Source organism: Neisseria sp. P0020.S005 (assembly GCF_051957055.1).
GTDB classification, from domain to species: Bacteria; Pseudomonadota; Gammaproteobacteria; order Burkholderiales; family Neisseriaceae; genus Neisseria; species Neisseria subflava_A.
In genome coordinates this window covers 1-11,999 of record NZ_JBQCWV010000004.1, presented here as the reverse complement: position 1 = coordinate 11,999, position 11,999 = coordinate 1, and the positions used below count along the sequence as shown (strand labels likewise).

At 50.7% G+C, this 11,999-nt stretch carries 9 protein-coding genes and 1 pseudogene; 4 read left to right on the top strand and 6 right to left on the bottom strand.

Features of this window, described 5'->3' with window-relative positions; genetic code table 11:
• Positions 1–26 precede the first annotated feature (26 nt).
• Positions 27–2,207, bottom strand: coding sequence for a TonB-dependent siderophore receptor (locus ACTHTU_RS04450; protein WP_440361878.1), 2,181 nt, complete (start codon positions 2,205–2,207; stop codon positions 27–29).
• A 211-nt stretch (positions 2,208–2,418) separates the two neighbouring features.
• Positions 2,419–3,024: an NAD(P)H:quinone oxidoreductase gene (wrbA, locus tag ACTHTU_RS04445; RefSeq protein WP_440361877.1), complete on the bottom strand. Its 606-nt coding sequence runs from the start codon at positions 3,022–3,024 to the stop codon at positions 2,419–2,421.
• Positions 3,025–3,123: 99 nt separating this feature from the next.
• Here wrbA and ACTHTU_RS04440 point away from each other — a divergent pair, with 99 nt between their 5' ends.
• From ACTHTU_RS04440 to xth, 4 genes are all read left to right on the top strand, one after another.
• The gene (locus ACTHTU_RS04440) at positions 3,124–4,326 is read left to right on the top strand and encodes a YihY family inner membrane protein (protein ID WP_440361876.1); all 1,203 of its coding nucleotides are present in this window, start codon (positions 3,124–3,126) and stop codon (positions 4,324–4,326) included.
• A 99-nt stretch (positions 4,327–4,425) separates the two neighbouring features.
• The gene (locus ACTHTU_RS04435) at positions 4,426–6,207 is read left to right on the top strand and encodes an extracellular solute-binding protein (protein ID WP_440361875.1); all 1,782 of its coding nucleotides are present in this window, start codon (positions 4,426–4,428) and stop codon (positions 6,205–6,207) included.
• A 415-nt stretch (positions 6,208–6,622) separates the two neighbouring features.
• On the top strand, positions 6,623–6,901 hold the full coding sequence (locus ACTHTU_RS04430) for an ArsR/SmtB family transcription factor (RefSeq protein ID WP_440361874.1): 279 nt from the start codon (positions 6,623–6,625) through the stop codon (positions 6,899–6,901).
• Positions 6,902–7,068: 167 nt separating this feature from the next.
• Complete coding sequence (gene xth / locus ACTHTU_RS04425; RefSeq protein WP_440361873.1) at positions 7,069–7,839, top strand: exodeoxyribonuclease III; 771 nt, start codon at positions 7,069–7,071, stop codon at positions 7,837–7,839.
• Between the two features lie 323 nt (positions 7,840–8,162).
• Here the strand turns inward: xth and ACTHTU_RS04420 are convergent, their stop codons facing one another.
• The 4 genes and pseudogenes from ACTHTU_RS04420 to ACTHTU_RS04405 form a co-directional block, all read right to left on the bottom strand.
• Positions 8,163–8,954, bottom strand: coding sequence for a hypothetical protein (locus tag ACTHTU_RS04420; RefSeq protein ID WP_315092700.1), 792 nt, complete (start codon positions 8,952–8,954; stop codon positions 8,163–8,165).
• Positions 8,955–8,965: 11 nt separating this feature from the next.
• Positions 8,966–10,984, bottom strand: a complete 2,019-nt coding sequence (uvrB, locus tag ACTHTU_RS04415; protein ID WP_440361872.1) for an excinuclease ABC subunit UvrB — start codon at positions 10,982–10,984, stop codon at positions 8,966–8,968.
• A 219-nt stretch (positions 10,985–11,203) separates the two neighbouring features.
• A complete protein-coding gene (locus ACTHTU_RS04410; RefSeq protein ID WP_440361977.1) occupies positions 11,204–11,698 on the bottom strand; it encodes a type IV pilin protein in 495 nt (164 codons plus the stop codon).
• 183 nt (positions 11,699–11,881) lie between these two features.
• A pseudogene (locus ACTHTU_RS04405) lies at positions 11,882–11,999 on the bottom strand (ComEA family DNA-binding protein); the annotation flags it as partial.

Below are 11,999 nucleotides of genomic sequence, written 5' to 3'. Positions count from 1 at the left end.
ACGGCCTGTCCTACTTTTCTTTTCAATTAGAACGTATGTTTAACCGTTGCAGTCACACTACGCGGCGTGCCGTAAACGTGAATATCCGGCATGGGGCGGTAGCGTTTGTTGAACACGTTTTCAAAGTCCAAACCGATGCGGGTGGATTTGCCGATTTTGTAATGCGCGGTCAAGTCCAGCGTAGCGTATGGGCGTTGGGTCAGTGCGGCAGCGGCAGCCGGATTGATATTTTCGGGATATCCATCATCCAGCGTATGAGTGAGGCTTTGCCAGTTGACGTTTGCACCTAAGTTCAAACGGTCGGTTATGTCATACGCAGTGAAGAGCTTGAACAAATGAACAGGATAAGACGCATGCAATTGGTTGCCTTCGCTGTCTTTGATTTTGGAATGTGCATAAGAAGCATTAAGCAACCATCTGTCGTTCAAGCGTCCGCCAATGGCAAGCTCGCCGCCTTTGGTCGTAGTTTTATTGACCGCGCGGAAGTATTCTTCGCCGTTCGGAAATTCTCCTGCTTTAACACCCACATGATCGCGTTTGTTCATAAAGACGGACGCGGAAGCATTCAGACGACCGTCAAACCATGAGGCTTTCAAACCGGTCTCGTAGGTTTTGCCGCGTTGCGGTTCGAGCGCCACGCCGTCTTTGGTCAGGTTGCGCACTTGTGGGCGGAAGATGGTGGTGTAGGACGCGTAGGCAGTCAGGTTGTCGTCTAGATCATAAGTTACACCCAAATAAGGAATGAAAACTTTTTGTTTGTGGCTGCTGTAAGCGAATTTGTTACGGTCAGTGCTGTAACGGTACCGCCAATCTACAAAACGTCCGCCGCCGATAAAGGCAAGCTTGTCGGTCAGTTTGAAACGGGTCGAGCCATAAACCGACAGGTTTTTCATATCGGTAAAACCGTCGCGCAAATACGGCATATCGGGCTGCGCAACATTGCCGTCAAATTGGCGCAAATCAGGAATAATCGATTCGCCTTCCTGATAGAAAGACAGGTTTTCTCGGTTGCCCTGATAGCTGATGCCTGCATTAAATTCATGCGAACGGCCCAGCGCCGGATAATCACCGTCCAAAATCAGGGAAAAATCTTGGTCGCGGTATTTGCTGCGGTCGCGATCTGAAGTGAAAAGCGCAGAGTAGTCGGGTTTGATTACGAATGCACCGGCGATACCTGAAAGGATGTCGCTTTTACCTGTCAGATAGCTGTAATCGCCCGTCAGCCTCCAGCCGTTGGCAAACTCATGGCTGAGGGAAGTGAATACTTCGGCGCTGTTGTCTTTGCCGTATGCCCAGCGTGCAGATGAATTGTTGCGCGGTGAAGATTCAAACGGCTTGAATCCGTCTTTGCGGTTTCCTGCCACGGTCAGATAACTGAAAGGAGAGCTGCCGGTATTGCGGAAACGGTGTATTTCCGTACCAAGACGCCATTGGGTTTGCGGCGTGATATCGTAAGACAAAGTACCGTAGAAAGTGTGATTATGGCGCGAAGTGTTCGGCAGGTAATCGCCGCCGTGGTCGCTGACCAAAATAGCGCGGCCGCGCAAGGTATTGTCTGCATTCAAAGGCTGATTGGCATCAAGGACGAAGCGGTAGTGGTTCCACGAACCGACACCGGCTTCCACGCTGATGGCAGGCTTGGCAGTCGGTTTTTTACGTTCCAAAGCAACCGTACCGCCCGGCTCGCCCATACCGCCGTTGGACAAACCGCTTGCGCCGCGCACGACGACGACTTGGTCATACAATGCGCTGTCCAGATTGTTGGTGCCGCGGCGGATGGCTTTGTAGTCGTAAAGGAATTTGGGCGCGCCGTCCACGGAAATGCTGTCAATCGCCTGACTGCGCGAAATAAATTGGCTGTGGCCGGATACGTTGTTGCCCATTTTGCTGTGGAACACGCCCGGTGTTTGTTTCAACACGTCCTGCAAGGTATCCAAACCTTGGTCGTCCATTTGTTTTTCAGTGACGACAGACAGGGACTGCGGCGTTTCGCGCTGGGTCAGGCGGATACCTGTCGCGGCGGAGGAAGCGGGAATGGTGTAGTTGGAAGTAGTCTGTTTACCGACACCTTGGACGGTAACTGTCGGTAAATCGACACGCTCTTGCGGCTGGGTATTTTCTACTTCGGTTGCGAAAGAATACGCCGAACACAGCGCCAGACTGACGGCAAAGCTTAATTTGCCATAGGGAAATACAGGTAGTGACATAGCCTCTCCAATTAGCTTATCTTTACAATTTGGTCGCAGATTCTATCAAAAAGATGTAGTCCGATGAAACTATATTCTAATCACTATTTCCTAAGTAGTTCGTTTAATTCAAAATATTTATTTTCAATCTAGTACCAATTAACTAAAAAGGCCGTCTGAAACCCATATCATCAGGTTTTCAGACAGCCTTAATCTTTTTATTACAAGGTAATCAATCTGCCAATTTTCGTGCCAATTCTGCCAAACGTTTACCTTGCGCAAAGGCAATATCGTTTTCTTCGGCAGTCAATGCCGTCTTGCTGTCGTGGCCGGAAACATGGCTTGCACCGTAAGGCGTGCCACCGCTTTGGGTATTGCTGAGCGCGGACTCGGTATAGGGAATGCCGCTGATGACCATGCCGTGGTGCAGCAGGGGCAGCATCATGGTCAGCAAGGTGCTTTCTTGGCCGCCGTGCAGAGAAGATGTACTGGTGAATACGGTGGCAGGTTTGCCAACGAGTTCTGCACCGAGCCAAAGGGGAATGGTGCCGTCGATAAAGTATTTCATTGCGGCGGCCATATTGCCGAAACGTGTCGGGCTGCCGAGCGCAAGGCCGGCGCAGTTTTTGAGGTCGTCGGCAGTCGCGTATGGCGCGCCTTCGTCGGGAATGGCTTTTTCAACGGCTTCGCAAACGGTGGAAACTTTGGGAACGGTACGCAACACGGCTTCGCAACCGTCCACGCTTTCGATACCGCGTGCGATTTGGCGGGCAAGGTTGCGCGTGCTGCCGTTTTGGGAATAAAAGAGGACGAGGATTTTCAGAGGATTTGGGTTCATTTGGGGTTTCCGTTACAATGCTGTCAGGTTTCAGACGGCCTTTTAAATACTCAGGCCGTCTGAAAAGAAGAAATTTCAATTTAAAAGTGGGAAAAGGTTATGCCGTTTTCGCAATGGTGGCAAGGTTTTTTAAAGAGTAAAGGCGTGGCGTTCGCTTGGTTTGTCGTGCGCCGTTTTGATGAGGAGCGCGTGCCGCAGGTGGCGGCAAGCATGACGTTTACAACGCTTTTGGCTTTGGTGCCCGTGTTGACGGTGATGGTCGTCATCGCTTCGGCCTTCCCCGTTTTCGACCAATGGTCGGGGGAATTTATCTCTTTTATCAACCGCACCATCGTTCCGCAGGGCGCGGATATGGTGTTCGACTACATCAATGCGTTCCGCGATAAGGCCACCAAGCTGACGGCGATCGGTAGTGTGATGTTGGTCGTAACCTCGCTGATGCTGATTCGGACGATAGACAATGCGTTCAACCGGATTTGGCGCGTCAATTCGCAACGGCCTTGGATGATGCAGTTTTTGGTGTATTGGGCGTTGCTGACGTTTGGGCCTTTGTCTTTGGGCGTGGGCCTGTCAGTCATAATCGGTCAGGTGCAAGTAGTGGGCGGCTCGGAATGGCTGAGGGTCATAACCGCGGTTTCATTTATTACGGTACTGCTGTGGGGCTTATACCGCTTTGTGCCCAACCGTTTCGTGCCTGCCAGCCATGCTTTGGTCGGCGCGGCTGTAACGGCGTTTTGCTTGGAAACGGCACGCTTTTTGTTCACTTGGTACATGGGCAACTTTGACGGCTACAAATCGATTTACGGCGCATTTGCCGCGGTACCGTTTTTCCTGTTGTGGCTCAACCTATTATGGACGCTGGTATTGGGTGGCGCGGTTTTGACCTCGTCCCTGTCCTACTGGCGCGGCGAAGCGTTCCGCCGCAGTCTGGATGTGCGCGGCCGCTTTGACGATGTATTGAAAATCCTGCTGCTGCTCGATTCTGCCCAACAAAACGGCAAGGCATTGCCGGTGCAGGAGTTCAGACGGCATATCAATATGGGCTTTGACGAATTGGGCGAGCTTTTGGAAAAACTGGCGCGGCACGGATATGTCTATTCCGGCCGTCAGGGCTGGGTCTTGAAAATGGGTGCGGAGTCCATCGACTTGGCAGAGCTGTTCAAACTCTTCGTCTACCGTCCGCAAACGCTTAATAAAGACAAGGTCAATCAAACGGTTGACCACATCATGCAGCCCTGCTTGGAAACCTTGAACATGACGCTTGCCGAGTTCGGCGCCCATACGAAAAAACAATCCTCTTAAACCTGACGCCGTCTGAAACCAAAAATATCAAGTTTCAGACGGCCTTTGCTATAATCGGCACACTACTGAATACAATATTCAACCTACAAGGAAAAATAGATGAAAACACCAGCCCTACTCTCTCTGCTCGGTTTGATTCCATCTGCCGCCTTTGCCGCCCACGGCGTAGGCCTTGGCCAACCACCCAAATATCCGGCCAACTTCACCGCTTTCGAATACGTCAATCCCAACGCCCCCAAAGGCGGCACGTTTACCACGCCTTTCCTCGGTGCTTTTGACACGCTCAACCCCTTTACCCTCAAAGGCAACCACGAATACGGCATCAGCATGCTGACGCTCGACACCCTGACCGAGCAAAGCATGGACGAACCTTATGCCGTTTACGGCCTGATTGCCGAAGACATCGCCCTGGCGCCGGACGGCCTTTCCGTTACCTTCAAAATCAACCCCAAAGCCAAATTCCACAACGGCGACCCCGTTTTGGCGAAAGACGTTGCCGCTTCATTTAACATCCTGACCAAAGACAAAGCCGCCGCCCCCATGTACCACTTCTACTGGAGCGACGTGGCCAAAGTGGAAACGCCCAACGATCGCACCGTCGTGTTCCGCTTCAAGCAGCGCAACTCAGAATTGCACATGATTCTCGGCAGCCTGCCCGTCTTCTCGCATAAAAGCTATCCCAAAGGCTTGGCCGCCGCGCCCAACAGCCTGCCCATTGGCTCCGGCCCCTACCGTTTTGCCAAAGCCGAAAACGGCCGCATCAGCGAGTTTGTCCGCGACAAAAACTACTGGGCGCAAAATCTGCCCGTGCGCAAAGGCCGTTACAATTACGACCACATCCGCATCAAATACGTCAAAGACGAAGTTGTCCGCATCGAAGGGTTAAAAGGCGGCCAATATGACTTCGTACAAGAAAACGTCGCCCGCAACTGGGCGCGCGCCTACTCCGACGAAGTCCTCAAAAAACGCAATCTGTCCAAACACGAATGGGTACAAAACAGCACCGCCGGCATGCAAGGTTTCGTCATCAATATGCGCCACAAGCCCTTGGACAATATTTACGTCCGCCGCGCCTTGATTGAAAGCTTCGACTACGAAAGCGTCAACAGCCGCATCTTCTACGGCGCATACCGCCGCACCGACAGCTTCTTCACCAACAGCACCATGGCCGCAACCGGCAAGCCCGACCGTGCAGAAACCGCATTGCTCAAATCATTGGGTACCAAGCTGCCCGAGGGCGTATTGGATCAAGACGTCCCTATGCCACCGGTTACCGACCCCAAACTGGGCGTGCGCCCGAACCTGCTCAAAGCACGCGCCCTGCTTGAAAAAGGCGGCTACCAATATAAAAACGGCAAAGCAGTCGACAAACAAGGCAAACCGCTGACCTTTGAATTCCTCGCCCCAAGCAAAAACTACGAACGTATTACCGCCAAATGGCAGCGCGACCTCGCCAAAATCGGCATTACCATGAACGTGCGCACCGCCGATTCCGCCGTGTACCAAAAACGCATGAACGACTTCGATTTTGACGTAACCACCGGCTACTACGGCAACAGCGAAAGCCCCGGCAACGAGCAATACGACTACTTCAGCTGCGCCGCCGCCAAAACCGAAGGCAGCCGCAACCTGTCCGGCGTCTGTCATCCCGCGGTTGAAAAACTGCTGACCCATTTCAACAGCTTTACCAACCGCAAAGAGCTGCAAACCACCTCGCGCGCGCTCGACCGACTGATCCGCCACCAATACACCATCGTTCCAAACTGGTTCGCCGACCGCTACCGCGTCGTGTACCGTAACGATGTCGGCATTCCGTCCAAGCTGCCGAAATACTACGACCCCATCACCTTCGCCATGACCGCAGGCTGGAAGAAAAAGTAGTCGCATTTCGACAACACGTCCAAGCGTCTGACAAGCCCTTGGCGTGTAGCACTCAGCATATAATCATAAAACCTAGTTGTTTGTTTAAAAACAATCAATCGGCTGATTCCAAACAAACATAAAAGAAAAAACAACTTAAAGCCAAATCAAAGGCCGTCTGAAATATCCGTCAGCAAAATCATCTGCAACGGAATATTTCAGACGGCCTTTTCGTCTCTTTTCAATCCAGTTTCGCAACCGAAGCAAAATATCGAAAATAAACAAAAAAATTGCAAAACAATGCCCTCAAATTTTACAAAACCGTGTACACTGCAAGGTAAGAGTTTGAATTATAAGGTTAATCTTAATAAAAACTACAATCATCCAAATTTAACCCAAATCAAGCATTCATATAACAGACAAAAGGAACAATAATATGGAAATCAAGCGTCTCTCTACCATTCTCAAACTGATTGCCAACCCTGAACGCATGGCCATCCTTTTTCTACTGCTTGACGGCGACCGCAGCATTACCGAACTGGCACAGGCGCTCGACTCCTCACCGACCGGCATCGCCAACCACCTCGCACGCCTGCTCACCGAAGGCATCATCGATTTCACGCGCTACCACCGCATCATCGAATACCGCATCATCTCCGAAGAAGCCACCACCATCCTCAATACCCTGCGCACGCTCAAAGACCAAGCAGAATAAACAAATTATTCCACATCACAACATCAAGGCCGTCTGAAACATCAACTTTCAGACGGCCTGCCACTTTCAGCCCATATCGAAAAATAAACCAATCCGCTATACAATACCGCTCATTCCTACAGGCGCAATCCGCCGCCTTTTCCCCCAACAGCACACACGGAAACATCATGAAAATCGCCACTTGGAACGTCAATTCCCTCAACGTCCGCCTGCCCCAAGTACAAAACTGGCTGGCCGACCACCAAGCCGACATACTCGCCTTACAAGAACTCAAACTCGACCAAGACAAATTCCCGGCTGCCGCCCTGCAAATGATGGGCTGGCACTGCGTCTGGAGCGGCCAAAAAACCTACAACGGCGTCGCCATCATCAGCCGCCAAGAGCCGCAAGACGTACATTGTGGCCTGCCCTCCCTCCCCGATGATCCGCAACGCCGCGTCATCGCCGCCACCATCAACGGCGTGCGCGTCATCAACGTCTATTGCGTCAACGGCGAAGCCCTGGACAGCCCAAAATTCCAATATAAAGAACAATGGTTTGCCGCATTGACCGAGTTCGTCCGCACCGAAATGGCCGCACACCCCAAACTCGTCCTGCTCGGCGACTTCAACATCGCCCCGGCTGATGCCGACTGCTACGACCCCGAAAAATGGTACGAAAAAATCCATTGTTCCTCCATCGAAAGACAATGGTTTAAAAACCTGCTCGACCTCGGCCTGACCGACAGCCTACGCAAAATCCACCCCGAAGGCGCGTTCTACACATGGTTCGACTACCGCGGCGCCATGTTCCAACGCAAACTCGGCCTGCGCATCGACCACATCCTCAGCAGCCCCGAACTCGCCGCTACCCTTACCGACGTCACCGTCGACCTAGAAACCCGCGCCCAAGAACGCCCCAGCGACCACGCACCGGTGATTGCAGAGTTTGACTGCTAACACTTTGAATTAAGAAAAATAAGGCCGTCTGAAAACTGGATTTCAGACGGCCTTTATTCTAAAAGTTTTCAGACGACATTTGAGGTTGTCTGAAAGTTTGAAACAATGGTTTGAACAGCAAAAAACGCGTGCGTGCGTACCGCACACACCCTACACCCCGATTTTAAAGTTTGTGCCACCCGTAGTAGGGTGAGTAGCGAAACTACGCACGCGTTTGGTGGAGATGAAGGCTACGGCTTGCTCAAATTCAATATTTTTTGGAGGGTGGCAATAGATTGCAATGACAGAAATGCTAACGGCTTTATCGGATACAATTATCCAACCTACACTTGTTTATTTCTATCTAAGATATTCTTGATTATTGATTTTGCTACGAGATAATAAGGAATAAAACGAATGATGTCATTATTTGCCCTAACAGCAATTCCAACCCACTCACTGTGTCCATCTATCATTCTCATCACAATTCCACCACTAACACCATTACAATCAAATAAAACATTTTTATCTTCTTTTTCAACAAAAAAGCCTACATCGTCTTTTTTACATTTACCAGCATATATATGCACTTGATGCGATACTTTTTTAATCTTACCATCATCAGTATAATCTATTTCATTATCTGAAAAAGGGAATCCACATACTAAAAGAATTTCATCTTCTATTGGTTCTTTTTCTGAAAACAAATATTTACGCCAATATTTGTTATCAAAATCCAAATATCCGCATGGTATAAGTTTATTTTCCCCAATAATCTCAATAGGTATAAATTCCTCATCAAGCATTAAATCATCATCAATTTTTGAACTACAAAACTCTTTTGTAAATTGCTCAAAATTAGGAAAAAGTACATAATTAGCTACATTAGATTCAGATATAGTTTTGGGATCTATTTCAAGATATGTTTTATATAAAATACTTAACCCATCCAATTTATTTTTTTCAAATTTTCCCTCATTAGACATGCAATGATATAAACAGCAAAAATAAAATTTTTCCTGAAATTTAATAATAAATCCCGTTCCTGAAATAGCTACAAAACTATCTGATATATACATTATCTTTCTGATAGATTTACAACAAATTGACTCATAAACATCTTTCATCTTAATCATTTTTTTACACCCTAAAATAATAAATTCTCTTTAATCCCCCGAATCCTATCCCTCAATACAGCAGCCTCTTCAAACTGCAAATCCCTAGCTGCCTGCTGCATGGCTTTTTCCAGTTTAGCGATTTCTTTAATCGCGTCTTCTTCGTTGTGGATTTCGCCGACTTTAACCTTGTTTTTGCCTTGTCTACGGCCTTTGCCGCCGTCTTCTTCGTGGTACACGCCGTCGATGATGTCTTTGACTTGTTTTTTAATCTGCTGCGGCACGATGCCGTGTTCTTCGTTGAATTTAATCTGTTTTTCGCGGCGGCGTTCGGTTTCGTCGATGGCGGCTTTCATGGAGTCGGTGATTTTGTCGGCGTACAGGATGGCGACGCCGTTCACGTTACGCGCGGCACGACCTATGGTTTGAATCAGGCTGCGGTGGGAGCGCAGGAAGCCTTCTTTGTCGGCGTCGAGGATGGCGACGAGGGAGACTTCGGGGATGTCCAAGCCTTCACGCAAGAGGTTGATGCCGACGAGTACATCGAACAATCCGAGCCGCAAATCTCTAATGATTTCAACGCGCTCTACGGTGTCGATGTCGCTGTGTAAGTAGCGCACTTTGATGCCGAGTTCGCTGTAATAGTCGGTGAGCTGCTCCGCCATGCGTTTGGTGAGGGTGGTAACGAGTACGCGTTCGCCTTTTTGGATGCGGTCGTTGATTTCGCTCATTAAGTCATCGACTTGTGTAGCGACGGGGCGGATGATGATTTGGGGATCGACCAGCCCTGTGGGGCGGACGACTTGTTCGACCACTTGTCCGGCGTGTTCTTCTTCGTATTTGGCGGGGGTGGCGGAAACGAAGATGGTTTGCGGCATGACTTTTTCAAATTCGTGGAATTTGAGCGGGCGGTTGTCACGGGCGGAAGGCAGGCGGAAGCCGTAGTCGACGAGGTTTTGCTTGCGCGATGCGTCGCCTTTGTACATGCCGCCGATTTGGGTGACGGTAACGTGGCTTTCGTCGATGAACATGATGGCGTTGTCGGGCAGGTAGTCCATCAGCGTGGGCGGCGGTTCGCCTTCTTTTTTGCCGGAGAAGTGGCGGGAATAGTTTTCGATGCCTTTGCAGAAGCCCATTTCGTAGAGCATTTCGAGGTCGAAGCGGGTGCGCTGTTCGATGCGTTGTTGTTCGACGGGGCGTTGTTCGCGGGCGAAAAATTCGATGCGTTCGCGCAGTTCTTCTTTGATAGACTCGCAGGCGCGCAATACGGTGTCGCGGGGGGTAACGTAGTGGCTGGACGGGAAGACCGTATAGCGGCCGACGCGTTGAATAAGGCTACCCGAAAGCGGGTCGAACATATCGAGGCGGTCGATTTCGTCGTCAAACAGGCTGATGCGCAAGGCGTTTTCGGAGCTTTCAGCAGGGTACACGTCAATCACGTCGCCTCGCACACGGAAGCTGCCGCGTTTGAAATCCAAGTCGCCGCGTTCGTACTGCATGGAAACGAGCGTGGCGATGATGTCGCGTTGCTCGATGGTGTCGCCTTCTTTAACAGACAACACCATTTGTTGATATTCGGTCGGGTCGCCGATACCGTAAATGGCAGACACGGTGGCGACGATAATCACGTCGTCGCGCGTCATCAGGTTTTTGGTGGCGGAAAGGCGCATTTGCTCGATGTGTTCGTTGATCGCACTGTCTTTTTCGATGAACAAGTCGCGGCTGGGCACATAGGCTTCGGGCTGGTAATAGTCGTAGTAGGAGACGAAATATTCCACCGCGTTTTCGGGGAAAAATTCGCGCATTTCGGCATAAAGCTGGGCGGCGAGGGTTTTGTTGTGCGCCATGATGATGGCGGGGCGGCCACTTTGGGCGATGACGTTCGCCATGGTGTAGGTTTTGCCCGAACCGGTTACGCCGAGCAGGGTTTGATAGGCAAGGCCGTCTGAAAGCCCTTCGAGCAGGCCGGCAATGGCGGTGGGCTGGTCGCCGGCGGGTGGGAAGGGTTGGTGGAGTTTAAACGGAGAATTGGGATATTGAATGACTTCCATAAGACGGCCTGTTTTATGTTCAGGTAAAGAGAAGATTATAACAAAGGGCCGTCTGAAAATTGATAGTGTACCAATCTGACAAGACTAAATATTTCATCTCCTTTCTTAGCTAACTGAGGTTGGTTGTGTTAGCCGGAACAATTAAACTCCCCTCTCCCAGAACGCGCCCCCCACGTCCTTTTTCTTTTGCCCTTTTTTTTATCCCTTCAGACGACCACCCTATGCGCCAAATGGTTTACACTCCGCATCATTGCCCCTAAATATCTCCTCGCCGTCCGTACAGCTGCCCTTCCCCTTCATCTTCCCGCACACCACCGCCGTCAGCGACTCGTTCAAGCGCAATACCCTCGGCTCCGCCTCCCTGTCCAACGCCACCGCCTTCAAAGTAAACTTCCCTTCCAGGATCCCCTTAGCCTGACCGTTCATCCGAATGCAGAAACCGCCCGCCTCCTTGACCGGCAGCTCCGGCCACTTCGTCGACGTCAGCTTAAAGCTGCCCTTTTTCGTATAGAATTGCTCCATAAAGCGCGCATTTTCCAGCAGGGCGGCATGCGCCGCACGCAGGTTGGCCGAGCGGACCGATTCCCGATAGGCCGTAAATGCCGCCGTCGCCAATATCGAAGCCAGCAGCATCACCACCAACAGCTGTATCAAGGAGTAGCCCCTCTGCACAGTTGCCCTATTCCGTTTTCCGTCAAATGCATTTGAGTACATATCTTTATTCCCTTTATCTTTTATATCCCCATCCAACAAGAGGCTATCCGTTTATCCCTTTACCCAATGTAAAGCCCCGCTTTGTCCAAGCTCTCATTCCTGCCCCCCATACAAAGCCGCCCGTCGGCCCGAACCGGCAAACGGTTCAGCCTCGGGGCGGCATACGGCAGTTAACCGTCAGGCTTATTTTTTCACGGCAGGCTGTGCGGCCTTAGGCGCGGCAGGAGAAACCGTCGCCTCCGCCTTCAATTTGTTCAGTACCGCATCACCGATGCCCTTCACGTTTTTCAGCTCCTCCACC

What these genes read in the sequence shown, in the direction of transcription:
- ACTHTU_RS04450 (WP_440361878.1), bottom strand. Translation starts at nt 2,207, where the DNA reads ATGTCACTACCTGTATTTCCCTATGGCAAATTAAGCTTTGCCGTCAGT.
- wrbA (WP_440361877.1), bottom strand. Translation starts at nt 3,024, where the DNA reads ATGAACCCAAATCCTCTGAAAATCCTCGTCCTCTTTTATTCCCAAAAC.
- ACTHTU_RS04440 (WP_440361876.1), top strand. Translation starts at nt 3,124, where the DNA reads ATGCCGTTTTCGCAATGGTGGCAAGGTTTTTTAAAGAGTAAAGGCGTG.
- ACTHTU_RS04435 (WP_440361875.1), top strand. Translation starts at nt 4,426, where the DNA reads ATGAAAACACCAGCCCTACTCTCTCTGCTCGGTTTGATTCCATCTGCC.
- ACTHTU_RS04430 (WP_440361874.1), top strand. Translation starts at nt 6,623, where the DNA reads ATGGAAATCAAGCGTCTCTCTACCATTCTCAAACTGATTGCCAACCCT.
- xth (WP_440361873.1), top strand. Translation starts at nt 7,069, where the DNA reads ATGAAAATCGCCACTTGGAACGTCAATTCCCTCAACGTCCGCCTGCCC.
- ACTHTU_RS04420 (WP_315092700.1), bottom strand. Translation starts at nt 8,954, where the DNA reads ATGATTAAGATGAAAGATGTTTATGAGTCAATTTGTTGTAAATCTATC.
- uvrB (WP_440361872.1), bottom strand. Translation starts at nt 10,984, where the DNA reads ATGGAAGTCATTCAATATCCCAATTCTCCGTTTAAACTCCACCAACCC.
- ACTHTU_RS04410 (WP_440361977.1), bottom strand. Translation starts at nt 11,698, where the DNA reads ATGTACTCAAATGCATTTGACGGAAAACGGAATAGGGCAACTGTGCAG.